General features: G+C 50.8%; 29 protein-coding genes. 18 read left to right on the forward strand and 11 right to left on the reverse strand.

What is annotated here, in order from left to right:
• Nucleotides 1-149 precede the first annotated feature (149 nt).
• Together OMQ46_RS02900 and OMQ46_RS02905 are read left to right on the forward strand one after the other, a co-directional pair.
• The gene (locus OMQ46_RS02900) at nt 150-548 is read left to right on the forward strand and encodes a hypothetical protein (RefSeq protein ID WP_266235692.1); all 399 of its coding nucleotides are present in this window, start codon (nt 150-152) and stop codon (nt 546-548) included.
• A 199-nt stretch (nt 549-747) separates the two neighbouring features.
• A complete protein-coding gene (locus tag OMQ46_RS02905) occupies nt 748-1,206 on the forward strand; it encodes a MarR family winged helix-turn-helix transcriptional regulator (RefSeq protein WP_266235694.1) in 459 nt (152 codons plus the stop codon).
• A 57-nt stretch (nt 1,207-1,263) separates the two neighbouring features.
• Here the strand turns inward: OMQ46_RS02905 and OMQ46_RS02910 are convergent, their stop codons facing one another.
• A complete protein-coding gene (locus OMQ46_RS02910) occupies nt 1,264-2,049 on the reverse strand; it encodes a hypothetical protein (RefSeq protein WP_266235696.1) in 786 nt (261 codons plus the stop codon).
• A gap of 141 nt (nt 2,050-2,190) precedes the next feature.
• Here OMQ46_RS02910 and pqqA point away from each other — a divergent pair, with 141 nt between their 5' ends.
• Nucleotides 2,191-2,262: a pyrroloquinoline quinone precursor peptide PqqA gene (pqqA, locus tag OMQ46_RS02915; protein ID WP_081443609.1), complete on the forward strand. Its 72-nt coding sequence runs from the start codon at nt 2,191-2,193 to the stop codon at nt 2,260-2,262.
• 59 nt (nt 2,263-2,321) lie between these two features.
• Here the strand turns inward: pqqA and OMQ46_RS02920 are convergent, their stop codons facing one another.
• The 3 genes from OMQ46_RS02920 to OMQ46_RS02930 form a co-directional block, all read right to left on the reverse strand.
• A complete protein-coding gene (locus tag OMQ46_RS02920) occupies nt 2,322-3,764 on the reverse strand; it encodes a sensor domain-containing diguanylate cyclase (RefSeq protein WP_266235697.1) in 1,443 nt (480 codons plus the stop codon).
• 154 nt (nt 3,765-3,918) lie between these two features.
• Entirely contained in the window at nt 3,919-4,239 is a 321-nt protein-coding gene (locus OMQ46_RS02925; protein WP_266235699.1) for a hypothetical protein, read from the reverse strand.
• A gap of 32 nt (nt 4,240-4,271) precedes the next feature.
• On the reverse strand, nt 4,272-4,853 hold the full coding sequence (locus OMQ46_RS02930; protein WP_266235701.1) for a 5-formyltetrahydrofolate cyclo-ligase: 582 nt from the start codon (nt 4,851-4,853) through the stop codon (nt 4,272-4,274).
• Nucleotides 4,854-4,960: 107 nt separating this feature from the next.
• Between OMQ46_RS02930 and hmpA the strand changes: the two genes are divergently transcribed.
• Nucleotides 4,961-6,169 (forward strand): NO-inducible flavohemoprotein, encoded by a 1,209-nt coding sequence (gene hmpA / locus OMQ46_RS02935; protein ID WP_266235703.1) that lies wholly within the window; start codon nt 4,961-4,963, stop codon nt 6,167-6,169.
• Between the two features lie 28 nt (nt 6,170-6,197).
• On the opposite strand, the gene OMQ46_RS02940 is transcribed toward hmpA, so the two are convergent.
• A complete protein-coding gene (locus OMQ46_RS02940; RefSeq protein WP_266235705.1) occupies nt 6,198-6,629 on the reverse strand; it encodes an RrF2 family transcriptional regulator in 432 nt (143 codons plus the stop codon).
• A 366-nt stretch (nt 6,630-6,995) separates the two neighbouring features.
• On the opposite strand from OMQ46_RS02940, the gene OMQ46_RS02945 reads away from it, so the two are divergent.
• Nucleotides 6,996-7,544, forward strand: a complete 549-nt coding sequence (locus tag OMQ46_RS02945) for a lipocalin family protein (RefSeq protein WP_266235707.1) — start codon at nt 6,996-6,998, stop codon at nt 7,542-7,544.
• Nucleotides 7,545-7,857: 313 nt separating this feature from the next.
• On the opposite strand, the gene OMQ46_RS02950 is transcribed toward OMQ46_RS02945, so the two are convergent.
• The gene (locus OMQ46_RS02950; protein ID WP_266235709.1) at nt 7,858-8,451 is read right to left on the reverse strand and encodes a cysteine hydrolase family protein; all 594 of its coding nucleotides are present in this window, start codon (nt 8,449-8,451) and stop codon (nt 7,858-7,860) included.
• A 122-nt stretch (nt 8,452-8,573) separates the two neighbouring features.
• On the opposite strand from OMQ46_RS02950, the gene OMQ46_RS02955 reads away from it, so the two are divergent.
• Complete coding sequence (locus OMQ46_RS02955; RefSeq protein ID WP_266235711.1) at nt 8,574-9,413, forward strand: ion transporter; 840 nt, start codon at nt 8,574-8,576, stop codon at nt 9,411-9,413.
• A 31-nt stretch (nt 9,414-9,444) separates the two neighbouring features.
• Here the strand turns inward: OMQ46_RS02955 and OMQ46_RS02960 are convergent, their stop codons facing one another.
• Nucleotides 9,445-9,912 (reverse strand): Dps family protein, encoded by a 468-nt coding sequence (locus tag OMQ46_RS02960; protein ID WP_266235713.1) that lies wholly within the window; start codon nt 9,910-9,912, stop codon nt 9,445-9,447.
• Nucleotides 9,913-10,166: 254 nt separating this feature from the next.
• Between OMQ46_RS02960 and OMQ46_RS02965 the strand changes: the two genes are divergently transcribed.
• The 5 genes from OMQ46_RS02965 to OMQ46_RS02985 all read left to right on the forward strand — a co-directional run bounded on the left by OMQ46_RS02965 (nt 10,167) and on the right by OMQ46_RS02985 (nt 13,310).
• Entirely contained in the window at nt 10,167-10,385 is a 219-nt protein-coding gene (locus tag OMQ46_RS02965; RefSeq protein WP_266235714.1) for a DUF2061 domain-containing protein, read from the forward strand.
• 75 nt (nt 10,386-10,460) lie between these two features.
• The gene (gene chrA, locus OMQ46_RS02970) at nt 10,461-11,642 is read left to right on the forward strand and encodes a chromate efflux transporter (protein WP_266235716.1); all 1,182 of its coding nucleotides are present in this window, start codon (nt 10,461-10,463) and stop codon (nt 11,640-11,642) included.
• Nucleotides 11,639-12,127 carry a GNAT family N-acetyltransferase gene (locus OMQ46_RS02975; protein ID WP_266235718.1) on the forward strand — a complete coding sequence of 163 codons (489 nt, stop codon included), beginning with the start codon at nt 11,639-11,641 and terminating at the stop codon, nt 12,125-12,127. The genes chrA and OMQ46_RS02975 overlap by 4 nt, the downstream gene beginning before the upstream one ends.
• A 59-nt stretch (nt 12,128-12,186) precedes the next feature.
• The gene (locus OMQ46_RS02980) at nt 12,187-12,381 is read left to right on the forward strand and encodes a CPXCG motif-containing cysteine-rich protein (RefSeq protein ID WP_266235720.1); all 195 of its coding nucleotides are present in this window, start codon (nt 12,187-12,189) and stop codon (nt 12,379-12,381) included.
• Nucleotides 12,378-13,310, forward strand: coding sequence for an MBL fold metallo-hydrolase (locus OMQ46_RS02985; protein ID WP_266235722.1), 933 nt, complete (start codon nt 12,378-12,380; stop codon nt 13,308-13,310). The genes OMQ46_RS02980 and OMQ46_RS02985 overlap by 4 nt, the downstream gene beginning before the upstream one ends.
• A 63-nt stretch (nt 13,311-13,373) precedes the next feature.
• Here OMQ46_RS02985 and OMQ46_RS02990 read toward each other — a convergent pair whose 3' ends face one another.
• From OMQ46_RS02990 to doeB2, 4 genes are read right to left on the reverse strand one after another with little or no spacing between them, the layout of a single operon-like run.
• Complete coding sequence (locus OMQ46_RS02990) at nt 13,374-14,735, reverse strand: NAD-dependent succinate-semialdehyde dehydrogenase (protein ID WP_266235724.1); 1,362 nt, start codon at nt 14,733-14,735, stop codon at nt 13,374-13,376.
• A 7-nt stretch (nt 14,736-14,742) separates the two neighbouring features.
• Entirely contained in the window at nt 14,743-16,014 is a 1,272-nt protein-coding gene (gene doeA / locus OMQ46_RS02995) for an ectoine hydrolase (protein WP_266235726.1), read from the reverse strand.
• Nucleotides 16,011-17,285, reverse strand: coding sequence for an aspartate aminotransferase family protein (locus OMQ46_RS03000; RefSeq protein ID WP_266235728.1), 1,275 nt, complete (start codon nt 17,283-17,285; stop codon nt 16,011-16,013). The genes doeA and OMQ46_RS03000 overlap by 4 nt, the downstream gene beginning before the upstream one ends.
• A gap of 53 nt (nt 17,286-17,338) precedes the next feature.
• Entirely contained in the window at nt 17,339-18,499 is a 1,161-nt protein-coding gene (gene doeB2 / locus OMQ46_RS03005) for a N(2)-acetyl-L-2,4-diaminobutanoate deacetylase DoeB2 (protein ID WP_266235937.1), read from the reverse strand.
• Between the two features lie 221 nt (nt 18,500-18,720).
• Here doeB2 and OMQ46_RS03010 point away from each other — a divergent pair, with 221 nt between their 5' ends.
• From OMQ46_RS03010 to OMQ46_RS03040, 7 genes are all read left to right on the forward strand, one after another.
• Entirely contained in the window at nt 18,721-19,335 is a 615-nt protein-coding gene (locus tag OMQ46_RS03010) for a TetR/AcrR family transcriptional regulator (protein ID WP_266235729.1), read from the forward strand.
• Nucleotides 19,336-19,393: 58 nt separating this feature from the next.
• Nucleotides 19,394-20,554 carry an iron-containing alcohol dehydrogenase gene (locus OMQ46_RS03015; protein WP_266235731.1) on the forward strand — a complete coding sequence of 387 codons (1,161 nt, stop codon included), beginning with the start codon at nt 19,394-19,396 and terminating at the stop codon, nt 20,552-20,554.
• Nucleotides 20,555-20,570: 16 nt separating this feature from the next.
• The gene (locus OMQ46_RS03020) at nt 20,571-21,560 is read left to right on the forward strand and encodes a zinc-dependent alcohol dehydrogenase family protein (RefSeq protein WP_266235733.1); all 990 of its coding nucleotides are present in this window, start codon (nt 20,571-20,573) and stop codon (nt 21,558-21,560) included.
• 11 nt (nt 21,561-21,571) lie between these two features.
• Complete coding sequence (locus OMQ46_RS03025) at nt 21,572-22,669, forward strand: alkene reductase (protein ID WP_266235735.1); 1,098 nt, start codon at nt 21,572-21,574, stop codon at nt 22,667-22,669.
• Nucleotides 22,670-22,692: 23 nt separating this feature from the next.
• Nucleotides 22,693-24,636, forward strand: coding sequence for an SMP-30/gluconolactonase/LRE family protein (locus OMQ46_RS03030; protein ID WP_266235737.1), 1,944 nt, complete (start codon nt 22,693-22,695; stop codon nt 24,634-24,636).
• A 243-nt stretch (nt 24,637-24,879) separates the two neighbouring features.
• Entirely contained in the window at nt 24,880-25,824 is a 945-nt protein-coding gene (locus OMQ46_RS03035) for a trypsin-like serine protease (protein ID WP_266235739.1), read from the forward strand.
• A gap of 78 nt (nt 25,825-25,902) precedes the next feature.
• Nucleotides 25,903-26,250 (forward strand): DUF3135 domain-containing protein, encoded by a 348-nt coding sequence (locus OMQ46_RS03040; RefSeq protein WP_266235741.1) that lies wholly within the window; start codon nt 25,903-25,905, stop codon nt 26,248-26,250.
• Nucleotides 26,251-26,300: the final 50 nt, after the last annotated feature.

The following is a 26,300-nucleotide window of genomic DNA, read 5'->3' on the forward strand; positions in this document are numbered from 1 at the left end:
AGAGCACGCATTGACTGTCCGACAACTTATTGTCTTGTGCGCAACATTTCATGCTAAGATGATGATAAAGCGTTTCTGACCTTCACTTCTTATTCACAAAAGCTGTTATTGAATGGCAACAGGTCAGTGACAACAATAGCGAGGTGAGTATGAAGTTCTCCCCCTTAATCGCACCGTCAGTCGTCTTGATGATAGTGGCATTCAACCAGACATTTGCCGGATCAGCACCGGATAGCCAGCCCGGTGCTCACATCAAAGCAGAAAATCAACGCATTTCCCAGATCAGCAAAACCTGTTATCAGAGCTGGAAGCAACTCAACTGGACCATCGGTGAAAATGCCATGTCCGCTGAGGATCATCCGGCATTCAGCCAGGGCATCAAACGCATCTGTCAGGCTCGTGCCGAACTGTTCTTCGAAGGCTATGAGATTACGCCTTTCATTGAACCTGAATCACAGGCGCAGATCTTTCCTATTGTGTTTCGGCCCGATGTTGAAGAAATCAAACAGCATCTGCGTCAGAACCTGCCTAAACTTCGTCTGATTTAATCCGGGGCTGAAGACTGAGCCCCTCTGTGCAGGGTGTCTGAGCACTTCAGGAAAGTCATTTTACTGCCGGTGTGCCGTTGTATTTTTGCCGCCTCGCTTAACAGCGGCTGTAAATCTTCCTATATTATGCATAATATGGTGTGCAAATGGATAAACACGTTTTGTGTTGCACGCAATGCATAACAATGAGGATTAAGGCATGTCGCAATTCGAAAACCTGAAACTGGACAAGCAATTATGCTTCGCGCTGTACAGCGCTACCAATAATATCACCCGTCTCTATCGCAGTTTGCTGGATGACTACGATTTGACTTATCCGCAGTATCTGGTGTTGTTGGTATTGTGGGAGAAAGACGGCATCGCCATCAAAGAGGTCATGAAGAAACTCAACCTGGATTCAGGCACCCTGTCACCGATTATCAAACGCCTGCAGAATGCCGGCATGGTGGAGAAAGTACGCACAGATAAAGACGAGCGCATCGTCCGCCTGCTACTGACTGACAAGTCCAGGAAGCTGGAACCAATGATTGCCAAAGTACAGGAACAGGTGGCCTGTCAGACGCAACTGAACTCAACCGAGTTTTTCGAACTGCTCGACCGGCTAAATCAACTGGCCAGCAGTCTCAGTAACCGAAATGCCCGGGATTCTGCCGCCTGATCAGTCAACCAGCCAGCTTTACTTAAAACTTGAAAGGCCCCAATTTATTGGGGCTTTTTATTGCCAGTGTATAGTGTTGGCAATTCGAAGCGCCAACCAAACAAACAGCAATGGTAACAGGACCATGATCAGCACAAACTCGGCAAGCAGATAGACGGCTGCCTCGACGCCCTGCTCAGCACGACTTTTCACCTGACTCAGTTGAGTCTGTAGATCAAACCTGTCACGCAGGTGACTCAACCAGCCCCCCGACTCTGACTGGTAACTCTCGTTGAGTTGATCAACACTGCTTTGCGCTGATTCGAGCACGGCAACAGCTTGCTGACGCTCTGTCTGTAACCAGTTTTGCGTCTGGTGAGACACCACAGCCAGCATGGGCACAGTGAATCTCAACACGGTCAGGATCACCAGCATTTTTAAGACGACTCGACCTGAGTTACCGACTGCTGGCCGCAGAGTCGACAGCTGCAGCGCCATCACAGCGAGCAAGACAAGCAGTATCTGAATTAAAGCATGATCTGTCAGCATCAGAATAATCTTCTGCACGCCAATTGATGCTGAGGCAATGAGTAAAACCGTAGAGACTTGCTCTATCAGATCATTCAGTGGGTCGAGAACCTCTCCGGGTGTCAGTGTCAGACCAACGCCCATAGGCTCAATCGACATTTCCGTTCCCTGAGCAACAGAAATCACGGCATTGAGCCCCCTCGCCAGTGCATAGACCGTCAGCGTAATCTTCAGCATCTGTGTCAGCTGCTCACTGAAAACCGCTTCCAGAGGCAGACAGGCAAGCAGCAGGCAAACCAGTGCGACTGCAATCGATAACTTCTGTCTCAGTGCCATCCTGTCTCCTGCTCGTTTTTCAGCTCAGGATAATCCTGAACAATATCGCGCCAAAGCCTGATTGTGCATCTGGTGGCGATCTCTAAAATAACAGACAACTACTTGAACTTCTCAAGTAATCACTCAACGAGGAAATTTGTTATGTGGACTAAACCAGAATATTCAGACATGCGTTTTGGCTTTGAAGTGACTATGTACATCTGCAACCGCTGATACACAGCCTGAACGCAATAAAAAGCCCCTTTCAAGGGGCTTTTTTTATGCCTGATGGTTTATTCCGCGAGCTTGATGCAGTTCCTGCCAGCCCCTTTGGCAAGGTAAAGCGCCTTATCTGCACGCTCAATCAAGGTGGTCATGCCCTCCCCTTGTTTGAGTTCAGAAAGGCCCGCGCTCACAGTGACGGTCAGTCTTTGATCCTCAAAATGGAATGTCCAGGCTGAAATAGCACGTCGAATTGCTTCTATTCGCTGCATGGCATGAGTCTGGTCGCAGTCAGTGAACATGACCAGAAACTCTTCACCGCCCCAGCGACATAAAACATCTTCCTTACGGATGTGTAGCTTGATAATACGGGCTACCGCTTCCAGCACTTCATCACCATGCTGATGACCATGGTTATCATTCACCTGTTTGAAGTGGTCGATATCAATCAATGCCAGAGAGATGGCCTGCTGACTGCGTCGGGATTTAGCCAGGGCCTGCTCGAACAGACTATCAAAGACCTGGCGGGTGGCAGCACCGGTCAGCTTATCACGGGAGGCCATGGTCTCGAGTTTTCCCTGATATCCCCGCAGCGCCAGATGAGCGATGATCAGCACCACGACACTGATAGCCAACGAGACCAGAAGGTTAATCCATAAAGCGGCTTCAACTTTCTCTGAAGCCGGATCATTGATCTGTTCCACGATCAGAAACCAGTCAAATTCCGGCACCAGACGACTGTTGAGATAGATCACATTACCGTTCTTGGCTTCGAAGGATACGGAAGCACTGGGCGTGGTCAGAATACGGGTGAACAGTTTATCCAGGCCTTCCTTATTCTGAATATGCAGTTCATCACTGTACTGACTGCTCTGCAGCATCACATCGCCCTGGCGATTAACGAAATAAATTTCGCGGCCATAACGACGCTGATAATTTTCAATCAGCTGAACCACACTCTCCATAGACAGCCCTACACCAATAAGACCGATAAATTCCCCCTCACGGTCTTCCACCCGATAATTGACGAAAATACTCAGTCGGCTTCGATCAGCCGTATCCTGGTCGATGTTGATCTCGTAATCCTGATTCATATGGCGGGCATGGAAGTACCAGTCATCCGCCGGTTCATCTTTTGAGACCTGTTTGATGATGCCGTCAGGATGATAGTAGAGTCGGCTTTTTTCAGAAACGAAAAAGGCCGTGATGGTTTCGTATTTTTCCTGGATTTGAGCCAGATAACGCTGCATCTGCTTTGGATCCTGCTCGCCGTTGGCGACCCAATCTATCGCGAAGGTATCGTTGGCCATCAATGAGGAAATCAGCACCGGCTGCAGCAAATCCCGTTGAATCTCGGAGTAGATATTGTCACTGGTCAACGGCAGCATTTCCTGTTGCAGGCGTTCTGCAATGGAATCACGCGCAACAAAATAACCGATCAGACTGGTTGCCAGAAACCCCAGCAATACAATGACACTGATGATGACGCTATAGAGACGTTTACGGCTGCGCATAATAGGCCTGACTTGCCTGAAAAAAGCTGACATGATAGGCAAGCTGGGTTTTAAATACCAGTTTTAAAAAAACATTTTTGTGATCAATGCAGCCTGCTATCGTCAGCGGTCGTATAACATCTGGCGCCTGCTCACTCAAATACTGCCAGAGGCATCAGCGCTCATCCTCATCGGGTAAATGATAATGCCGGTCTTCGGACTCTTCACCGCCAATCCGATTGAAGTAAAACACACCAAAGGCAAAGCTGACCACAAGCAGCAGGTAGAAAATGTCCAGATCGTCATCCTTGAACAGACTCAGCACTGCCCAGGCCGGTGCGATATAAAAGACGATACTGAAAATCACGGCCAGTGGTCTGCCAAACTCATTGTAAGCACCACGATAGGCGTATCGACTGAACAGACCGGTCAGAAATCCACCAAACAGCGCCAGAATGAGATAGAGAACCATACCGATAATGCTGACGTTCGACATAAATGCCCCTTCATTGCCTTAAACTACACTACTTAGATGTCTGAGTTGGCCTGAGGTTCAGGCAATTGTAGACCTGTCTCTGTAATTATCCGCATCATGGGTATATCCAGCGCGTGCGGATGAATAGTTTCCAATCGCCCCATTTCCATTCCCACGCCAATAGTCTCGACAGGCTCCGACCTCTCAGCCAGGGTCCTGTCGTAATAACCGCCACCGTAACCCAGTCGATAATGGGCTTTATCAAAGCCGACCAGAGGCACCAAAAATCTGCTCGGCGTTAACCACTCAGGCTGTGCTGGCACCGGAATATTCCAAGTGCCCTGAATCATCGGTGTATCCGGCTGCCAGCGCGCAAAGTCTAATAGACGGCTGCGATTGTTGATAACAGGCACAGCGAGTGTCCAGCCTGCCCCAAGCAACCCCTCCGCAAGGACACGGCAATCGATTTCACCTTTAATGGGCCAGTAAATACCCAGTATGTCGGGCGGACAGTCTTCCAGATACATTGCGACGTGTGCCAGACAAGATTTACTGATCTGTTTATGTGCCTTTTCAGTCAGCGAAGCTCTCTCTTCAAGCAAGCGCTGACGTTGTTCCTGTCGCCAGGTTTTCATTGAAATATTCCTCTCATTGGATTATCCACTTGACGAAATTATAACTGGTAAATAATATGCATCTTATAAATACGCATTTTATATACTTGTTTTAAGGAGCCCTGCTCATGCACCCGGAAACCATCAATACTATCAAAGCCACAGTCCCCGTTCTTCAAGCCCATGGTGAACAGTTGACCCGTCTTTTTTATCAGCGGATGTTTGAAAATAATCCTGAAGTGAGGGTTTTCTTCAATCAGGCTCACCAGCAGGCTGGCAGTCAACAAAAGGCGCTTGCCGGTGCCATTTGTGCTTACGCAGAAAACATTGACGATCCGACTGCCCTGGTAGCAGCGGTAGAGTTGATTGCACAAAAGCATGCCTCATTGGGGATCCAGCCGGAACACTATCCGATCGTAGGTCAGAACCTGCTGGGCGCAATTAAAGAATTACTGGGTGATGCGGCAACTGATGACATCATCAATGCCTGGGCAGAGGCCTATCAGGTGTTAGCTGATATATTCATAAAGCGAGAAGCGGAAATCTATCGCCACCACGAACAGCACCATGGCTGGCAAGGATTTAAACCTTTCACGGTGGTTAAACGGGAAGCCAACAGTGCAATCATCAGCTCGTTTTATCTTCAGCCGCTTGATAATCAACCACTGTCCCCCCATCAGGCGGGTCAATACATTAGTGTGCGGGTTCCAGCAGGCAAAAATGCCGAGTCGATGCGTAACTACAGCCTTTCCAATAAGCCGGGAGAGGACTTTTATCGGATTAGTGTCAAACGCGAAACAGCCGTTCAGGATGATGCACCCAACGGTTTGGTTTCCAACTTTCTGCATGATCAGATTGATACCGGTGATACCATTTGGGTGGGACCGCCCTGTGGCGAATTTACCATTCGTACGCCGACGGGCAGCCCCATGGTGATGATTGCCGGTGGCGTGGGAATCACCCCACTTTTGTCGATGCTGCATGCCAGCCTGGAGGAGTATGAGAAGGCACCGGTGACCTTAATACAAGCCGCCGTAAATGGAGAAAAGTTGGCGTTTGCTGATGAAATTGCCGCATTGAAAGCGCATCATGAACACTTCGATTGGCATATCCGCTACAGTGACCCGACGGATAATGATCGTTATCTGGGACGCTTTCACAGCGAGGGCTGGATCGATGAGGCATTACTGACGACGCTGGATAAATCGGCAGATTTTTATCTGTGTGGCCCCAGCGGCATGATGCAGCACTGCTTCCAATTACTGACAAAATCCGGCGTTGCGCGCGAACAAATCCATCTGGAAGCATTTGGGCCGGCGCTTCAGCTGGCCGGCTGAACCTTTACATAGCTCAGGGATGAGCGAATCAGGCCACATTCAAGCTTTGCTGAAGCTTGGCTTTATTTTTAACGACATCTTCAAGCGTATAGCCGTCCAGTACTTCCAGGAACGCCTTCTGTGCTTTACGCAGTGCACTGTAAAGAATGCAGACATTGTCTATTGGGCAGGCACACTTATCACCGAAACATTCAAGCAACTCCATATTCTCAGTTTTCCGGATCACCTTGCCGATATTAACCTCTGCAGATGGCATGGCCAGCTTCAAACCACCACCTCGGCCACGCTGACTGAGAACGATTTTTTCCTGCACCAGTTTCTGGGCGACTTTTGCCAGATGGTTGGTGGATATACCATAGCGCTCAGCCGCGTCTTTAACCGTCGCTGGCTTATCACCGGGATGAATCGCCAGGTAAATCAGCAGACGCATCGCGTAATCCGAGTGTGTAGTGAGCTGCATTAACGTACTCCTTAAAACTGCGGTATAGTCTATCCCAATTAAAATGGGTATAATTTATACCGATTTATTTATTATTGCTGCTTCTGACTCTGGTCATCGCCCCGTTATTGCAAGCAATTTTCCAGCCACAGGCAAATGCCACCTTTAAGACAGCAGCCAGATACTAAAATTCTTTATTCGCAGTTCAACCGGAGAGTCACTCCTCTTCTTCGGTTCGCTTTGAGCCTGCCAGTTGCAGGCTCTTTTTTTGACCGGCAGATCTCTTCCTTTTTGTTGCACAGATTGAGGGCAAGCCGCGCTAAACTGGGGCTTCACGACAAATTCACAGATGCGAGCCAACACTGACTCAAAAATTAGGAGTCAGTTATGCCCTCATTAAAAAAAGCAGGCCTGATAGTCATGGCCTGTTTCAGTCTGTTTGGATGTCAGACCGTGTCAAAACCGCCACTGGAAACCGTCGACTATGTGGATATCGAACGCTTTATGGGCGACTGGTATGTCATCGCCAATATACCCACTTTTATAGAAGAAGAAGCATACAACGCCGTAGAGTCTTACGCGCTAAATGACGACGGCACCATTGCCACCACCTTCACCTTTCGTGAAGGCAGCTTTGACGGTGAGCTGAAAACCTACCATCCCAAGGGGTTTGTTGAGAATACTGAAACCAATGCGCTCTGGGGTATGCAGTTCATCTGGCCGATCAAGGCCGACTATCGCATTGTCTATCTCACTGAAGACTACAGTCAGGTGATCATTGGCCGGAATAAACGGGACTACGTCTGGATTATGGCAAGAACACCACAAATTCCTGAAGACGACTATCAACACATGCTGGCACTGATTGGAGAAATGGGTTACAACACCAGCCTGGTCAGAAAGGTGCCACAGCAGAGACTGGGTGACCGGGAATAAGCCGGTATATATTTTGTCAGACTGGTCTATGACAGCAGTTGTGCCGAACATTGACTTCTACCCGATTCTTTCAGCACCGGGTAGAAACAATGCCAGAAAACCTATCACTGGCAGTCAATGAACGTTAGAGAAAAATTTACAATCATCACCGACACTTGTCTGACCCTGCTTCGATCAGTGCCCCATGCTCTCTGTGCCAGATACCAGCATCGCTGAGTCACATATCCCGCCGTACTCCGGTGAAAAGCCGTTCAACGCTTATCAATCGCACTACAGTCATCAGGTGAATAGCGCTCGCAACCCGCCAAACGACTTATAGCTTTAAATCGTCGACAGAATTAATCACTGCTGCATAAAGATCACGGGTAGAGGCCAGCGCCGCTTCATGAACCTGTTTGGCGGGTAATGTTGAGCCATTTGGTGCATCAAGACTGCGTGTGGCAGTGGCACTGGCCACGACAGTGGGGTTATAGCCCAGGTTGAACCCACCATGAGCGGTAGAATTGACACACATATGCGTCATAAAACCCGCCAGAATAATATTATTTATCCCCTGTCCGCGAAGATATTCATCCAGCGGTGTCTGAACAAAAGCATTAGGGAAATTTTTGGTGATGACGTGCTCACCATCAATGGGCGCGACTTCTTCAGCAATTTCACCCAGCGCGGTGTTGAGGTCATAGGGTGAACCGGCTCCGCCATCATGCTGAATGTGGAACACCGGCACCCCGTTGTCCCGGGCCAGTTGCAACAGTTTTTGCGCTTCTTTGAGGGCGGGCTCTACCCCTTCCAACTGCATGACGCCCTGACGGTAAGTATTTTGGCAATCAATCATAATCAGGGCCGAATCACGCAGGGCTGAGGGCTCATGCCCCAGGCCGACGATATCTCTCAATGTCGTAGTCATTAATGGTATCTCCTGTTTTTTCCTGACCTTAGCACAATACGATTCATGGAACACATGACGCTTGCATTAATCCGGGCGACCGCTATTATTCCGCGGGAAGTAACTACCGAACCGGAGCCACAATGCAAGGTCTTCACAGCAAATCATCGTTCAGCCTGACCCGCGTTTTTAACGCCATCAGAAGCAACCCGCTATTTGAGATTATCGTGGTTGGGGTGATTCTGTTTTCCGCCCTGCTGGCGGGCGCAAAAACTTATGATATTCCACCCACTTTTCTCAATATCGTGGTCTGGTTGGATTACAGTATTACCCTGTTTTTTCTTGTTGAAATCAGCATTCGCTTTTTTGCTGAAGAACGAAAATGGCAATTTTTCAAAAGCGGCTGGAATATTTTTGACAGCCTGATTGTTATCGTCAGTCTGATCCCGATCGAGGACAGCGAGCTGGCCCTTGTCGGTCGTTTGATTCGCATCTTCCGAGTGTTACGGATGGTCTCGGTTATCCCGGAACTGCGCACGCTGCTCAATTCATTACTGAAAGCCCTGCCTCAGCTGGGTTACGTGGCATTGCTGATGTTTATCATTGTTTATATTTATGCCGCTGTAGGCACCACGTTCTTTGCCAAGATCAATCCGACATTATGGGGAGATATCACAGTATCAATGCTGACATTATTCCGGGTAATGACTTTCGAAGACTGGACCGATGTCATGTACGAAACCATGGCCGTTCATCCCCTGAGTTGGGCTTTTTACGTCAGTTTTATCTTTTTGAATGCTTTTGCCTTTTTAAATATGCTGATTGGTATTGTGGTCAATGTGATGGAAAAAGAAAGCGCCGAACAGTGGCAGCGGGATCATGCTGATGAACCCACAGTGGCTGATCTGTCACGCCAGATTGCAGAACTCAAAGCGTTACTGGTGCAACAATCGGAGCTTCAGGCAATAAAAAAGGGAGCCTGAGCTCCCTTTTATCTAACCTGGCTGAAGCAGATTACTGCATGGCACGCAGCATCCATGCGGTTTTTTCATGAACTCGCATGCGATCACCCACCAGTGCGGCAGTGGATTCGTCATCAGCATCCTGCGCTTTTTTAAGCACTTCACGGCAGGTTTTCACCACTTGCTCATGACCGTGGGTGAGCGTCACAACCATATCGGCGGCGCCAGGGACGCCTTCAACTTCTTCGATGCTGCTCAGTTCGGCAAATGACTTGTAGGTGCCGGGCGCTGCAATACCCAGTGTACGAATGCGCTCAGCGATGTCATCAACAGCCTGAGCCAATTCAGTGTAATGCTCTTCAAACATCAGGTGGAGTTCGCGAAATTGCGGACCGGTCACATTCCAGTGGAAGTTGTGAGTCTGCAAGTACAGTGTGTAACTGTCTGCCAACAGGCGCTTGAGGCCGTCAGCAATATCTTGTCTATCCTGCTTGTTGATACCAATATCAATGGTACTCATTATTATGCCTCCTTGTTCAGAGTGAAAATTGACCTTAGTCAGGCGACGAAAACGAGTTTCGTCTGATTACGCTTCACATTGTATGAGTTACTTACATTAAAGTGAAACAAGTAATTCTGGTCACATTAATCGACTGTGTCGATGAAATATCGTTCTTTTATCTATTACGTTTTTTTCAATCACATTGATTGAACTAATTTGTTTTACCTGTTCAAGATAATTAATGATAATCATTCTCAAAGGGAGGAATGATTATGGCTAAAACAATCAGTTTCGCAATTGTGCACTTCAGTGTCGCTTTTACCGTAGGTTACCTGTTAACCGGCAGCATACTGTTTGGCAGTGTCATGGCAATGGTGGAACCCGCTATCAACACGGTAGCTTTCCACTTCCATGAAAAAATATGGAATCGCTTGCAGCAAAAAGCAAGCAAAACACCGGCTCAGTTTGCCGGCTCTGCTCAAACCGGCTAGGCTTCTGTTACGGTGACTTGCAATCCTGACTCAGGCAAGCATAATTCACGCTCATGACAAATGAATGGACACAGCATGAGCAAGCAAGGTACAGCAGCTGAAGTTTTTATCGCCTTCATCAAACTGGGGCTGACCTCATTCGGTGGCCCCATTGCTCATATTGCCTATTATCGTGAGGCGTTTGTGCAAAAACGCCGCTGGCTCACGGAAGAACAATTCGCCCAATTGTTGATGCTGTGTCAGTTTCTGCCCGGCCCCGCCAGCAGTCAGATGGGTTTTAGTGTGGGCCTGATGCGTGCCGGGTGGCTGGGAGGACTGGCTGCATTTTTTGCGTTTACGCTGCCCTCCGCCTTTCTTCTGTTTCTGTTTGCCCAGTGGTTACCTTATTTATCTGACACGGTTGGCAGCGCTGCTATACATGGGCTCAAACTGGTAGCGCTTGCCGTTGTGGCGCAGGCTGTCTGGCTGATGTCAAAACAACTGACACCGGACTGGCGCCGACGTTTTATCGCGCTGGCCACTATCCTGTGTCTGCTCGTTATCAATCATCCCCTGATCCAGATAGCAGTCGTTATTGGTGGTGCTCTGGCCGGCTTGATACTCTGCAGAGACCAGCAATTACCTGCCAGCCGGTTTGAGGTCGATTATGGTAAACGGGTAGCCTGGCTTTTATTAATCGTGTTTTTTGGTCTGTTGTTTTTTCTGCCCGTGTTGGCTGATAGCCATAGTCTGGTTGCCGTCATGGATGCCTTTTACCGCGCCGGCGCGCTGGTTTTCGGTGGCGGCCATGTAGTGCTGCCACTACTGGAACAAACCGTCGTTGAACCCGGCTGGGTTGCCGCGGATGAATATCTTGCCGGTTACGGTGCTGCTCAGGCTGTACCCGGACCGGTATTTTCTGTCGCAGCCTATCTGGGTGCGCTGTTGCCGGGAGACATGGGCGGCATGACCGGCGCAATATTAGCCTTATGTGCCATCTTCTTGCCCGGTTTTCTGCTGATTGGCGCCATGCTGCCACTCTGGCAGTCGGTGCTGAAGTATCCATTGGCGGCAAGCGCACTGGCTGGTGTTAATGCGAGTGTGGTCGGATTGCTGGCGGCGGCCTTGTACGACCCTATCTGGGTCAGCGCTGTTCAGCACATAACTGATTTTATTATCGGTCTGATTGGTTTTATTATGCTGCAGTTTTTCAGATTGTCAGCACTTCTGGTTGTTGCCTGGTGTGTGCTGGCCAGTATTGGCGCTGCGCTATTATGAATTCAGCTCGAATTCGTCCTGCCACTTCACAGGACGTCCCTGAGATCACCTCACTGTTACAGGCCTGTGCTCAGTGGATGAGTAACAAGGGCATGCACCATTGGCTGGGCGTTTATGATGAATCCGCCGTATTGGCTAATCTAGAGGCTAAACAGGTTTACGTGTTGGAGACTGGGGACGGGGTTCAGGGCTGTATTGCACTGGGCACCCATAAATCGGATTATTACGATGACTGTTGGCCGCAGGCACCAGATGCCGACTTTTATATTACCCAGCTTGCTGTTAATCCTGATGCGCAGGGCCAGGGATTCGGCAAACAGTTGATGCATTACTGCATTGAGCAAACTGGCAACGCGACCCTGCAACTCGATGCGGTGGATCACTATCCTGCCCTGCTCAGCTTTTATCACTCACTCGGCTTCGAGATTATCGAGACCGGTATCGGACTCGGCGATAAACGTCATCTTTTCCGCCTTTCACGCTGAGCTTGTTACATGACACAATGGACTGAGGCTATACATCCCATTGATATGGAGGCCAGACCATGCTTCATCCATTGGAAGTAGACACCATCATGTGCCCATACTGTGGCGAGCATTTCACAGTGCTGATCGACTGCAGCGTATCTGAACAGCAGTATATTGAAGACTGCGAAATATGCTGTCGACCGATCGAGTTTCATGTGCTTGTGAATGATAACAATGACTTCGATGTCACCGTCCATTCAGAGAATGAGTGACTGACAGTATCAACTGGCGAACTCAGTCAGTTGTGACTACCCTGTGGCAAGCAAAACAGAAAACAATGCTGATGTCGACGCGAACCCTGTTCTTTTTCCTCATGACCCTGCTGGCAGGCACGGCCCATGCCGAAAACTTCAGTATTACCCCGGTTAAAGACAATATCTACCAGTTCAGTAACGGCACCCATCATGCCGTGTTTATTGTCACTGATGACGGTATCGCGCTCACTGATCCCATTTCCACGGATGCGGCTCGCTGGCTCAAAAAAGCGCTCGAGACACGTTTCGAACAACCCGTACGTTATGTCATATATAGTCACAACCACCCGGATCATGTTTACGGGGGAGAAGTCTTTGCCGGTCCCGGCGTCACCTTTATCGCCCATGAATGGGCCCGGGATGATCTATTGGCTACGCAAGCCGAAACAGCAATCCCCAATCTGGTCTTCAATGATGAGATGCGCCTCTACCTCGGTGATACACCGATTCACCTCCGCTACCACGGCCCCAATAACGGCAAAGGCTCGATTTCGATCCACTTTCCCAGCGAGGGTGTGTTGCATGTCGTGGACTGGATCGTCCTGGGCCGTATGCCTTACAAAAGTCTGCCGGGGTATGATATCCGCGGTATGATCAATTCAACCCGTGACGTGCTGGCGATGGACTTCGACATACTGGTGGGCGGCCATGCTGAGCGTGGAGATAAAGACGATGTCCGGTTTTATCTGAGTTATCTGGAACAACTCTATGCTGCCGTACTTGATGGCATGCAGGCGGGCAAAAGTCTGCAACAATTGCAGCAGGAAATCCGACTTGACCAATTTCAGTCACTCAACATGTATGAGGCGTGGTTACCACTTAATATTGAAGGTGTGCATCGGAATCTGATTGACCAGTCCTACTTACATCTTCGCCCCCGACAATAGCAAAGCAAGCTTGAACGATATGAGCCGGCGCCTATCGCCGGCTCTTTCACTTATACACTTATATCACTTGATCCAAACCTGTTTGGCGTTTACAAACTCTTTAATGCCATGAGGTCCCAGTTCACGACCATAACCGGATTTTTTAATCCCCCCGCTCGGCAGCCGCGGATCCGTTTTAACGATACCGTTAATAGCAACCTGACCGGCCTCCAGTTTCATCGCGATATCTTCTGCTAATGCGGCATTACCGGTCCAGACACCGGCACCCAGTCCGAACTCACTGTCATTGGCAAGTTCAACCGCATGCTTGGCATCTTCGGCGCGGATGATGCACATCACGGGCCCGAAGGTTTCTTCACGAAATGCCGTCATTTCAGCTGTGACATCCACCAGCATCGTGACCGGATACAGAAATCCTTCGCCATCGGGCATTTCGCCTCCCATCAGGCAACGGGCACCATCAGCGATCGTCTCAGTGACCTGACGGTGCAAGTCTTCACGTAAATCGAAGCGCGCTATCGGACCGATGTCCGTTTCTTCTGAGAGTGGATCCCCCAGTCTGAGCTTCTGCAGTCGCTCGAAAACCCGACCAATAAAATCATCGTAAACCGGCGCTTCCACGATCACACGCTTGGCCGCAATGCATGACTGACCGGCATTGATAATACGGGACAGCGTGGCTACATCTGCCGCCGATTCCAAATCGGCATCCTGCAATACGATAAACGGGTCACTCCCCCCCAGTTCCAGTACCGAGGGTTTGATTTCTGAGGCTGCGGTCGATGCCACCTTACCGCCGGCAACGGGTGAACCAGTGAAAGACACTGCGGCAATGCGTGGATCACGAATAGCCTTTTCAACCAGGGGGGTTTCAACCGGCAGATTCACCATAATATTGTCTGGCACACCCGCTTCACGAAAGACAGTCTCGATCGCCTCAGCACAGCCGGGCACATTGGGGTCATGCTTCATCACACAGGTGTTACCGGCCATCAGTGCCGGCGCCAGATAACGAAAAGCCAGCCATAACGGTGCATTCCAGGGCAGAATCCCCAGTAGAGTGCCCAGCGGCTGGTAGCAGACATAACTCAGAGAGGCATCTGAAGGCAGTTCTTCCCGGGTTAGATACATTTCTGCATGTTCTGCATAATGCTCAGCACACCAGGCGGCTTTCTCGACTTCCGGCCCCCCTTCCTTGACCGGCTTACCCATTTCCTCTGCCATTAACTTAGCGAGCAGGACTTTGTTGTCACGTAACCTGGCTGCAACGGTTTTTAATACCTCAGCGCGCTCGGCTAAGCTTTTCCTGGACCAGGCCTTGAATGCCTGATGTGCAGCAGCGATCTGGCGCTCAATGCCGGCCTCATCCAGCGCCTCGTAATTGTTCAGGACCTGGCCTGTGTACGGATTGGTTGCATGTAACATCAGCACCTCACTTTGCATTTTTGGCGGTTTTAGGGGTCACATCGTCATTCTGTGGATCGGTTTTCTTTTCGGCTTTTTTGACCGGCTCTAATTCCACTGGCTTTTTCTGCCCCTGATCCGGTTTGACGGTAAAGTTGCGATCCAGCGAGAAGAATGACTCGCAGCCATCGGCAGTAATATGGATGGTGTCAGAGATCCCGCAGGTCTTATCACCATCCACGCCCCACATCCAGGGAATGACATGAAATGTCATGCCTTCTTCCAGAATCGCTGATTCGCCCTGCTTGAGGCTGCAGATATACCCCTCATCCCAACTGGGCGGGAAAGCGATCCCGATCGAATAACCGGAGCGGGTTACCAGCCTGGCACCGACATCGTTATTGGTGATGATATTGCGAACCAGGTTATCCACATCAGATACGGTCATTCCCGGTTGAACCACTTCATGCACGGCATTCAGTGCCATTTTCATGCGCTCCTGAGCTTTGTACATGGAGTCACTCAGCTCACCCAGCACCACGGTACGCATCAGTGCTGTGTGGTATCGCCGGTAGCAGCCACCGACCTCAAGAAATACATGCTCGCCCGGCTGTACAGTCCGTCCTTCCCAGGTCGCATGACCGATCATGGTTCTCGGACCAGAGGTGACGTAGGGCATCACAGCGGGCGGCTCTCCCCCGGCTTTGAACATGGCACTGCTTATGGCGGCCCCGATCTCATTTTCAGTCACCCCTGCGGCTGACGCTTCCAGCCCCGCCTGCATTCCTGCCTCAGTAGCCGCGGCGGCTTTGCGCATCAGATCGATTTCAACGTCAGATTTGCGGATCCGGCCCTGCTCGACAATACCGAAACAGTCCAGTAGTTTGCCGTCAGTCAAGGTGGTGTGAATGAAGTCCTGCTGGTAGGCCGGGAAGAAGTAACTATTGCGTTCATAGCCTATGCGCTTGTTGGCGAGGCCAAACTCACGCAATGCATCGACCAGCATCTGGATCGCATCACCGGTATCGGGATAGGGCCGCGTTCGTTCGACCCAGGTTCGGGCGATGATGTTGGATTCCTCCATCTGTCGGGTGATCATGAAGGGTTCCTGCTCCAGCGGCACCACCAGCGCCTGGAAAAAGGAATAACCGGTGGTCTGATAGTCTGTGAGGTACATGATGTTTTCCGGATCAGTGATCACCACCGCATCCAGCAGACGCTGGGCAATCCGCACCCGTAACTCACTGAGCCGGCGTTCATATTCCTCAAAGGGAAAAGTCATGTCATCACGTTGTCTCATGCCGCTTCCTCCATGACTTTTTCAGTGATTTCAACCAGAATCTTCAGCCCTTCCTCCAGATCACTGTCCGGAATCGTCAGGGGCGGTATCAATTTCACCACTCGGCCGCCGGTGCCACATGCAGCAATCAACAGGCCGGCTTCAAAGCAGCGTTCGACAATCGCTTTGGCCCGTTCGCCGGTCATCACATCCAGACCGAGAATCATACCTCTGCCGCGGATCTGAACCTGGTCGTAGCGCTGCTCAAGTGGTGCTAAGGCATCATTCATCCGATCGCCCTTTTCATGCACTTCTTTCATCAGACTGTTGTCTTCGAAGTAACTGAGCGCCTCGCTGCCGGCAACAAAAGAAATGCTCTGGCCGCGGAAGGTGCCGGTGTGCTCACCCGGAGACCAGTACTCATCCACTTCCGGCTTAATCAGGTTCATCGCAATGGGCGTACCCATTCCACCCAGGCCTTTAGCGAGACAGATGATGTCTGGGTCAATACCCATATCATCAAAGCTGAAGAAGGAACCTGTGCGGCCCATGCCCACCTGGATATCATCGACTATCAGCAGCGCGCCCACCTCCTTGGCCAGTGCCGCCACGGCCTGCAACCACTCTTTCGAGGCGACATTCACCCCACCTTCAGCCTGCACCGTTTCCAGCAGAAAAGCGGCCGGCGGTGTCACGCCGCTTGAGGTATCGCGATACAGACTGCGCATATGCTCAATGCTTTCCAGACCACAGCCGGACTCGCACCCCATACAGGGCTTGTTACAGCCAAAGGGATAATGTGAAACATGATTCAGGGGTACACCCGCTGCGCCACGGAAATAACGGTTCGCTGTGGCAGCCAGTGAGCCCAGCGTCATACCGTGAAAGCCCCGTGTGAAGGCAACAATTTCCTGTCTGGCCGTCACCCGTCGTGCCAGTTTCATCGCTGCTTCCACCGCGTTGGTGCCGGTGGGGCCGATGAACTGCATCTTGTGATTCATGTTTCGCGGTTTCAGCACGACCTTTTCGAAGCGCTCCATAAACCGGCGTTTCGCGGTAGTCATCATGTCCAGCGCATGCGTCACCCCGCCTGATTGAATGTAATCCACTACGGCCTGAGTCATGCGCTCATTATTGTGGCCAAAATTGAGCACCCCGGCACCAGCGAAAAAGTCGATATATTCTTTGCCGTCCTCATCCCGCTGCCTTGCATTGCGTGCCTTATCGAACACAACCGGGTAAACACGGCAATAGGCTCGGATGGCGGACTCACGCTGTTCGAATACACTCATTAAATACCTCCACAAAAGAAACGCCGATGCTACGGCAACGGAAAACGGGTCGGTTATTCTGCAATCGGCGCACCGACCAGGCGCGAATAGAGTCGAGTGACAAGGGGTATTAACCTGTCATTGAAGTCATACAAGGGACTATGGCACACGGCCTGATGTTCAGGACCGTCATCGGCACCAATCAGGGCAAAAGCCCCCGGAATCTGTTCCAGGTAATAACTGAAATCTTCTGAAGCCATCACGGGTATTGGCAGGCGCTGATCCAGGCTGTCTTCTCCATGATCCTGCTGCCATTGATGGCGCACAAAAGCCGCCTGCGAAGCATGGTTAATGGTCGCGTTGTAGCGTGGAAAATGTCTGACTTCGGCTTCTACACCATAAGCTGCGGCAGTTTGCTGGCTGATCTCGGTAATCAGTGAATTTACCCGATCCCGGGTAACGATATCCGGCACGCGGATACTGCCGCCAATCAATGCCGTATCAGGAATCACGGTCGGCGCACTGGGCGCTTCGATCGAAGTCACACTGACCACAGCGGTAGACTGGGGCGCCAGGTTGCGGCTGACGATTTGCTGCAGGGCCTGTGTCACGGCACTGGCTGCCAGCACCGGGTCATGACAGAGTTCCGGCTGACTCGCATGTCCGCCTTTTCCCTGCAGACTGATCTGAAAAGTACCGTTGCCACACATCACAATGCCGTCCGGGCAGACCAGTTTGCCAAAGGGAATCACCGGCCAGTTGTGCCAGCCGAAAATCATATCAATCCCTTCCAGCGCACCGTCATCGATCATTTTTTTTGCACCATGGCCCCCTTCTTCCGCTGGCTGGAACAACAGGGTTACCGGCCCCGGCAGGCTGGACTCAACCGATTTCAGCCAGCGCGCTGTCGCCAGTAATGTCGCAGTGTGACCATCATGACCGCAGGCATGCATAAAACCCTCATGCTCTGAGCGCCAGTCATGTTCATTTTGCTCAAGAATGGGTAATGCATCCATATCAGCTCGAAGCGCGATATGTTGACCATTGCTATTGGGGTTAAGACGTCCCAGGGTGCCCAGCTCGGCGCAGGCTTGCCAGGGAATCTGCAGGGCGCTGAGTTCACGACGAATCAGATCAGCGGTACGCACTTCCTGCCAGCCCAGCTCGGGATGCCGGTGCAGGTCACGGCGCAGTTGCTGCGCACTATCGATCGCTTGTTGCCAGATGTCGCCCATCTTGCCCCCTGCGGTTTGACTCAAAACGGTGCACGTTTCGATGAAATGTGATGTGGAAGCCCGCTGTGGAAGCATTTTTGTTTCGACAACGAGACTTTCAGGCTCAGACTAACACCAAGCAAGCCTTGTTCCAACATTTTGAACCCTAAACAATAAGTCCTTGTTCAGGCATCGATAATCATGACTAGACGACTGGTCTATTTTCTGAAATAATGAGCTTCATGAATCAAGCAGCCAGTTCACGTTACAGTGATACCCGACAACATATTCTCAGCACTGCCCAAACCATCATTTTGGGAAAAGGCTTTGCTGCGGTCGGTCTCAATGAGATTCTGAAAACGGCTGGCGTGCCCAAAGGGTCCTTCTATCACTATTTCGACTCTAAAGAACATTTCGGCAGTGTGCTGCTGGAAAATTATTTTGATCAGTATATGTTGACCCTGGATAGCCACTTTCAGGGTGATGACAGCAGCGCGGTGGATCGTTTACTTGATTATTTCGATAACTGGAAAAATTCACAGTGCAGTGACACCTCAACCGACAAGTGCCTGGTGGTCAAACTCAGCGGTGAAGTCACCGACCTTTCCGAAAGCATGCGTCTGGCGCTGAAACAGGGAACCCACCGTGTTATCAACCGACTGGCAGCAGTTGTTCAGCAAGCCATTGACCATGGTGAAATCTGCATTGACGATGACGCTCGAACTGTCACAGAAGAGATCTATTATTTATGGATTGGTGCCACCTTGCTCACCAAGGTCAACCACAACCCTGACGCTTTGCATGTCGCGATGAATGCATTGCATGCACGTTTGAATTTAACCAAGGCTGCTGTCTAAGGCCTTTTTATTTGCCCAATAACTAGACGACTGGTCTATTAAATATCAAAGGATCTACGTGAATAATTTTGAGTTTTATAACCCGACCCGCATTGTCTTTGGCAAAGGACAAATCAATGCCATCGACCAGTTGGTTCCGGCATCTGCCAGAGTACTCATCCTTTTTGGCGGCGAGAGTGCTAAAAAATACGGCACCCTGGATGAAGTAGAGACGGCACTGGGTCAACGTCATGTAGCGTTTTTCGGCGGTATTGAAGCCAATCCCAGCTACAGCACCCTGATGAGAGCCGTTAAGCTTATCCGGGATAAAAAACTGGATTTTCTGCTGGCTGTCGGTGGTGGCTCGGTTATCGATGGCACCAAGTTTGTTGCAGCCGCAGTGGCCTGCGGGGATGATCCCTGGGAGGAAATCCTGGTCAAGGGCGCTCGTGATATTCGCACTGCGCTGCCGTTCGGTAGTGTGCTCACTCTGCCGGCGACCGGTTCAGAAATGAATACAAACTCAGTTATCACCCGTTATGAAACACAGGAAAAACTGGCATTCAGTAGCCAGCTTGTTTTCCCCCAGTTTTCAATACTGGATCCAAGCAAAGCCTACACCCTCCCCGGCAAACAACTGGCCAATGGCGTGGTGGATGCCTTCACCCATGTGGTTGAACAATATCTGACTTATCCAGCAGCTGCCAGGATTCAGGACCGCTTTGCCGAGGGGCTGTTACAAACCTTGATAGAGATAGGCCCTGCGCTTCTGGAAAACCCGGAAGATTATGCGCTTCAATCTGATTTCATGTGGACAGCGACACTGGCTTTGAATGGCTTAATCGGTGTCGGTGTGCCACAGGACTGGGCCACGCATATGATCGGTCACGAAATTACGGCTTTGCATGGCCTCGACCATGCGCAAACCCTGGCGATTGTGCTTCCCAGCGTGATGCAGGAACAACGTGCCGCTAAACGCGACAAACTATTACAGTACGCGGACCGCGTCTGGCATATCAATGAGGCAGACGAAGAACGCCGCATTGATCTGGCCATCAGTAAAACCCGCGGATTTTTTGAGCAGATGGGCGTGAAAACACGGCTCAGTGATTACCAGATCGGCGCAGAGGCTATTCCGCTGATGGTCCAGCAACTGGAAAAGCATGGACTAACCCAACTGGGTGAGCGTGAAGATATCGACCTTGATAAGAGCCGCCGGATTCTGGAAGCCAGTCTCTAAAAACAAGGAGTCAGCCATGTCAAAAGTAGTCAGATTCAATCAAACCGGGGAACCGGATGTTCTAAAGCTTGTTGATGAAGAAGTGCCGCCACCGGGCGAAGGTGAAATACAGATTCAGGTTGCAGCCATCGGACTGAACAGGGCCGAAGCCATGTTCCGTCGTGGTCAATACCTGGAAGCGCCTCAATTTCCGGCACGGCTTGGCTATGAAGCTGCAGGAACCATCAAGGCCGTTGGTGAAAATGTGCATGGCTACAAGGTGGGTGATGCCGTCAGCACCATACCCAATTTCCCGCTGAATCGTTATGGCGTCTATGGCGAAGTCATTAACGTTCCCGTCACTGCGGTGGCTTTTCACCCGCTCAACCTGAGTTGGGAGGAAGCAGCCGCAGTCTGGATGCAGTACCTCACGGCTTATGGTGCCCTGATCGATATTGCCAAGATGCAACCCGATGACTTTGTGCTCATTCCGGCCGCCTCCAGCAGCGTGGGTCTGGCCGCCATTCAGTTGTGTAATCTGGTCGGGGCCGTACCCATCGCGATGACCCGCCATAGTGATAAGAAACAGGAATTACTCAATCATGGCGCCCGGCATGTAGTCGTCAGCGAAGAAGAGGATGTCATCGCCGCCGTGGAAAATATCTCTGAGGGTCAGGGTGCCCGTATCATCTTCGATCCGGTTGGCGGTCCGATGCTGGCGACCCTGGCCGAGGTCGCTTCCAGCCACGGCATTATTTTTCAATATGGCGCCTTGAGCCCTGAACCCACTCCATTCCCCTTGTTCAGTGTGCTGGGTAAAGGTCTGACTATCCGTGGCTATACCCTGTTTGAATTCACCCAGGATCCGCAACAACTGAAACGTGCCAAGGACGATATCTACGGCTGGCTGGAAGGCGCTCAGCTGAAACCGCTGATTGCTAAAACCTTCAGCCTGGATGAGATTGTCGAAGCGCATCGTTATCTCGAATCCAATACCCAGTTGGGCAAAATTATCGTTACTGTCTAAAAGGAATGTCTATGAAGCAAGCATCAGAATCCACAGCGGATTTGCAGTCACCATTACAGGTTGGCGCCATTCAGCTGAAAAATCGTTTTGTCATGGCACCACTGACCCGCAACCGTGCCGGTGAAGGTCTGGTTCCGACCGATATGATGGTCGAATATTACCGTCAGCGTGCCTCTGCCGGTCTCATCATTACCGAGGCCACACTGGTCTCTGAGGACGGCATCGGTTATCCCAATATTCCCGGCATTTACAGCGAGGCTCAGATCGAAGGCTGGAAAAAGGTGACCGACGCGGTCCATCAGGCGGGGGGCAAAATCGTGATGCAGATCTGGCACTGTGGCCGTGTTGGTCATACTTCCCTGCTCAACGGCAAGCTGCCGATGGCGCCTTCGGCAATTAAACCCGCCGGAGAAGTCATGACTTATGAGGGCATGAAGCCTTATGAAACACCGCGAGAAATGTCACTGGACGATATCAAACGCATCAAAGAAAACTTCCGCCAGGCCGCGCACAACGCTTTAAGCGCCGGTTTTGATGGTGTTGAAGTCCACGGTGCCAACGGCTATCTGCTGGATCAGTTCCTGCGTGACGGCAGTAACCAGCGTAGCGATGAGTATGGTGGCAGCCTTGAAAATCGGGCAAAGCTGTTGCTGGAAGTGGTTGATGAAGTCACCCGGATCTGGGGCGCAGATCGAGTCGGTGTCAGACTGTCGCCATTGCAGCCATTTAATGATGTCCACGACAGCCATCCAGAACAGACTTTCCGCTACGCCGTCGAGCAGCTCGACAAATTCGGTCTTGCCTATCTGCATATCACCGAAATGGGTATCGATAACCCGGGTGCGGCCGGTCCGGCATTTGATATTCACTCGTTGCGTCCGCTCTGGCATGGCATTTATATGACCAATTACGATTACAGCCTGGACAAGGCCAATGACATCATCAGCAGAGGCGAAGTCGATCTGGTCTCATTCGGCAAACTGTTTATCGCCAACCCCGATCTGCCATTACGTTTCGAAAAAAACGCGCCGCTCAACGAGCCCGACCCGGACTCATTCTATGGCGGCGACGAACGTGGCTATATTGATTACCCCTTCCTCGAAGCTTGAGGCCTCAATCCATTAAAGGAGGAATGATGAAACTCAAATTTTTATCTCTAGCAAGCCTGGCAGCCTCATCGCTGGGACTGATGGCGGCACCGGTCATGGCAGACCGTGCAGCCGCCGAAGCCAATCTGCATAAACTCAATGTGCCAGACGGTTTCAAAGTTGAAGTCTACGCTGAAGTGCCGAATGCCCGTCAGATGGCTGTCGGTCAGTCCACCGGCACCGTCTTCGTCGGTACCCGTGGCAAGAATGTTTATGCCGTGGTCGACAAGAACAAGGACCGTCAGGCTGATGAAGTCGTCAATATTCTCAGCGATCTTAAAGTCGGTAACGGTGTGGCCATGCACCAGGGTAACCTGTATGTGGCTGAACAACACCGTATCGCCCGCTATGCTGCGCCGGGTTTTGATTTGACCCTGCCATTCGAACAGATGCGTGAAGTCGTTTTTGAAGACCTGCCAGATAAAGCCCATCACGGCTGGCGCTATATTGATTTCGGCCCGGACGGCAAACTGTATGTCACGGTCGGCGCCCCCTGCAATATTTGTGAGGTTAATGGCTACGAGGGGACGATTATTCGCATGAATCCGGATGGCAGTGAAGCGGAAGTTTATGCACACGGCGTGCGTAACTCTGTGGGTATCGACTTCCATCCCGAGACCGGTGATTTGTATTTCACTGACAACAACGTCGATATGATGGGTGATGATAATCCGCCGGGCGAATTCAACGCGGCCCCGGAAAAAGGCATGCACTTTGGATTCCCGTTTTATGCCGGTGGCGATGCCCGCCATCAGGACTGGAAAGACAAACAGCCGCCCCAGGAAGTCACTTTTCCTGAAGTCGAGTTTCAGGCCCATACCGCCAACCTCGGTTTCAAATTTTACACCGGCAAAATGTTCCCGGCTGAGTATCAGGGTGACGCCATCATCGCTCAGCATGGTTCCTGGAACCGGACTGAGCCGGTGGGCTATAAACTGGAGCGTGTCACTTTCAACGACAACAATCAGGTCACAGGTCACCAGACCTTTATCGATGGCTGGTTGATCGAGGGTGAAGCCTGGGGTCGTCCCACCGATGTCCTGCAACTGCCCGATGGCTCTTTGCTGGTCTCGGATGACTACAACGGCGTGATTTACCGTGTCAGTTATGGTGAAGAGCAGGAAACCACTGCTGTCAAACCGGCTCAGACCAGTAAACAAACCGTGAAAGGACTGAGAATGCCGGAATCGGTTATTGCTCACCCGGACGGTCGCCTGTTTATCAGCGAAATCGGCGAGTTTGGCAAAAAAGATGACGGTCAGATCAGCATCATCAACACTGATGGCAGCAAAACCGTGCTGGCCAGCGGTTTGAATGATCCGAAAGGACTCGATTTATTCAACAACGAACTCTATGTTGCTGATATCAATCAGGTCCTGAAGATTGATATGGACGGCAAAATTGAGGTTCTTGCTGACAGCAGCGATTTCCCAGGTAAAGCTGAATTCCTCAATGATGTGGAAATCGACGGCAGTGGCAATGTCTATGTCTCAGACAGCGGCACTGACACCGGTCAAAATGCCGGTATTTATCGAGTTTCCACCACGGGTGAAGTCACTGAAATTATGGATAACCAGGCTGGTATCAAACGTCCCAATGGACTATTGATGGATGGTATTGGCAGTCTGCTGGTTGCCGACTTCGGTACCGGTGATTTGTATCGTTTTGATATCGCCTCAGACAAGGTCAAGGATCTGAATACCGGATTCGGTGGTGCTGACGGTCTGGTTCGCGACACCCGCGGTTTCCTCTATATCAGTGACTGGAATAACGGCAAAGTCTGGCAACTGGCCGGTCCGCGAGCGACCCCTCAGATCATCGCCGATAATCTGCAGGCTGCTGCTGACATTGCCCTGTCAGCGGATGGTCAGTATCTGCTGGTGCCGGACATGAAAGCCGGTGAATTAATTCATCTGCCATTACGGTAAAATTCACTTTAAGCAGACTTTAAAGCCGGGGTCCTGGGATCCCGGCTTTTATTTGACCGCCCTCTGCAATGTTTAACTTCGCTTCAGTGTCGGTTTATGTGACTGTTTATAAAAAAACTGACCTACGTACCCGGGTCTATTTCACACAAAAGACATGACTTTTTCACACATCATCACTACATCATGCTAAATTGATATCAGGACAGTCTTTGCAAACAGTTTGCTGTTTCGGGGGGCGTTCAGATGCGACAATTTCTCCTGCTTATCCTGAGTATGGTCTGGGTGTTGCCTGCCAATGCTGTGATTCACGGCTCCGCCGCAGACCCGGTTTCTGTCTCTACCGGTAAAATAAGTATCGACCAGTTACGCTGGCATGCCTCTGTCAAAGGCCTGATAACCGAAACCAGTGAATGTAGCTCGGTGGTCGTTGGCACTTCACCATTGACACTGCTGACAGCGGCGCATTGCCTGCGCAATGCCCGGCTCAACCCCGTGACTAAAACCCCTCTGATTCAACTGTTCTTGGGTGTGCCCGTGCCACCTATTCGAGCTGCGGTTTACAGCGAATATGACAGTCTGGATGAAAATATGGCCAGGGACATTGCGGTGCTGATTTTTGATGGCGATGCCCCAAGTAGTGTTGAAGCTGTTCCTGTGACACCGGCAAGTGCATCTCCCAAAGCGCTGTTATGTGGTTATGGCCAGGGCTACAAAGCGATGGTGACAGAAGTGCCCAGTTGCGCGATTAAACCCCTGATGACGGCCGATGAGGAATTTCAACGTTTTGTACCAGATACCTATGAGCCTCTGGATCCGTTGCTTTATATGCAGTTCCGCACACAGTTCGAAGCCAAAAAACTGCTACTTCGTTCCTACAATGCCTTGCTGGCCGTCAACCGGCTGCATCAGAATGAATACCAGACATCCCTGCCCATGCCCACCCGAGGCGACTCCGGCGGTCCCTGGATGATTAACCTACCTGGGCCTAAACGTGGCGTGGTGGCATTAACCAGCTTTATTGAAACCTTTTACCGCAAGAACAAACAATGGCCGTTTTTCAAACAGACACGTGCTCCACTCAGTGACTTCCCCTATGTCGCCTACGGCGTGCGACTGGATACCGATGAGGCACGGGCTATATTCAAGCAGGCAAGACTCTTGGGCGCGGATATCGACACCTGGCAGTAACTGCCTCTACAAAATCAGGCACCAAAATCAGTTTGGGCTGTCACAGATTTAAGCCCGAAGTTCAGAGGGGATGCCCCGATGATAATCAATTTCGAAGAATGGTCATTACTGGCAAAACAGGATCAGGCGGCATTTGAAAAAAAACGCGCAGCTGTGATTCGTCAATGCATTAACGAAACTGCTCAGAGCGATGCTGAACGGCGTCGTCTCAATGGTCTACAGTTTAGAATCGATATGGTTCGTCGACGTCACAGTCATGCGCTCGGCGCCTGTATCGAAATTTCAGACATGTTGATGGCACAGTTTAATCGACTGATTAAGCTGGATTTGGGACAGATTATTCAGCAGGATCGGCATGAATCGAAAAACAGCTGCCAGATACTGCAATTCAGGCCTGCATGCAAAAGCAAGAACTGGCTTGGATGAAATCCGTTTGCTGACACTTTCAGACACACACAAAAAGTTTTTCACATTAC

The sequence above is a fragment of the Methylophaga sp. OBS1 genome (genome assembly GCF_026319365.1).

Coding starts and splice junctions, on each gene's coding strand:
- OMQ46_RS02900 (WP_266235692.1), top strand. CDS start 150: ATGAAGTTCTCCCCCTTAATCGCACCGTCAGTCGTCTTGATGATAGTG.
- OMQ46_RS02905 (WP_266235694.1), top strand. CDS start 748: ATGTCGCAATTCGAAAACCTGAAACTGGACAAGCAATTATGCTTCGCG.
- OMQ46_RS02910 (WP_266235696.1), bottom strand. CDS start 2,049: ATGGCACTGAGACAGAAGTTATCGATTGCAGTCGCACTGGTTTGCCTG.
- OMQ46_RS02920 (WP_266235697.1), bottom strand. CDS start 3,764: ATGCGCAGCCGTAAACGTCTCTATAGCGTCATCATCAGTGTCATTGTA.
- OMQ46_RS02925 (WP_266235699.1), bottom strand. CDS start 4,239: ATGTCGAACGTCAGCATTATCGGTATGGTTCTCTATCTCATTCTGGCG.
- OMQ46_RS02930 (WP_266235701.1), bottom strand. CDS start 4,853: ATGAAAACCTGGCGACAGGAACAACGTCAGCGCTTGCTTGAAGAGAGA.
- hmpA (WP_266235703.1), top strand. CDS start 4,961: ATGCACCCGGAAACCATCAATACTATCAAAGCCACAGTCCCCGTTCTT.
- OMQ46_RS02940 (WP_266235705.1), bottom strand. CDS start 6,629: ATGCAGCTCACTACACACTCGGATTACGCGATGCGTCTGCTGATTTAC.
- OMQ46_RS02945 (WP_266235707.1), top strand. CDS start 6,996: ATGCCCTCATTAAAAAAAGCAGGCCTGATAGTCATGGCCTGTTTCAGT.
- OMQ46_RS02950 (WP_266235709.1), bottom strand. CDS start 8,451: ATGACTACGACATTGAGAGATATCGTCGGCCTGGGGCATGAGCCCTCA.
- OMQ46_RS02955 (WP_266235711.1), top strand. CDS start 8,574: ATGCAAGGTCTTCACAGCAAATCATCGTTCAGCCTGACCCGCGTTTTT.
- OMQ46_RS02960 (WP_266235713.1), bottom strand. CDS start 9,912: ATGAGTACCATTGATATTGGTATCAACAAGCAGGATAGACAAGATATT.
- OMQ46_RS02965 (WP_266235714.1), top strand. CDS start 10,167: ATGGCTAAAACAATCAGTTTCGCAATTGTGCACTTCAGTGTCGCTTTT.
- chrA (WP_266235716.1), top strand. CDS start 10,461: ATGAGCAAGCAAGGTACAGCAGCTGAAGTTTTTATCGCCTTCATCAAA.
- OMQ46_RS02975 (WP_266235718.1), top strand. CDS start 11,639: ATGAATTCAGCTCGAATTCGTCCTGCCACTTCACAGGACGTCCCTGAG.
- OMQ46_RS02980 (WP_266235720.1), top strand. CDS start 12,187: ATGCTTCATCCATTGGAAGTAGACACCATCATGTGCCCATACTGTGGC.
- OMQ46_RS02990 (WP_266235724.1), bottom strand. CDS start 14,735: ATGTTACATGCAACCAATCCGTACACAGGCCAGGTCCTGAACAATTAC.
- doeA (WP_266235726.1), bottom strand. CDS start 16,014: ATGAGACAACGTGATGACATGACTTTTCCCTTTGAGGAATATGAACGC.
- OMQ46_RS03000 (WP_266235728.1), bottom strand. CDS start 17,285: ATGAGTGTATTCGAACAGCGTGAGTCCGCCATCCGAGCCTATTGCCGT.
- doeB2 (WP_266235937.1), bottom strand. CDS start 18,499: ATGGGCGACATCTGGCAACAAGCGATCGATAGTGCGCAGCAACTGCGC.
- OMQ46_RS03010 (WP_266235729.1), top strand. CDS start 18,721: ATGAATCAAGCAGCCAGTTCACGTTACAGTGATACCCGACAACATATT.
- OMQ46_RS03020 (WP_266235733.1), top strand. CDS start 20,571: ATGTCAAAAGTAGTCAGATTCAATCAAACCGGGGAACCGGATGTTCTA.
- OMQ46_RS03025 (WP_266235735.1), top strand. CDS start 21,572: ATGAAGCAAGCATCAGAATCCACAGCGGATTTGCAGTCACCATTACAG.
- OMQ46_RS03030 (WP_266235737.1), top strand. CDS start 22,693: ATGATGAAACTCAAATTTTTATCTCTAGCAAGCCTGGCAGCCTCATCG.
- OMQ46_RS03035 (WP_266235739.1), top strand. CDS start 24,880: ATGCGACAATTTCTCCTGCTTATCCTGAGTATGGTCTGGGTGTTGCCT.
- OMQ46_RS03040 (WP_266235741.1), top strand. CDS start 25,903: ATGATAATCAATTTCGAAGAATGGTCATTACTGGCAAAACAGGATCAG.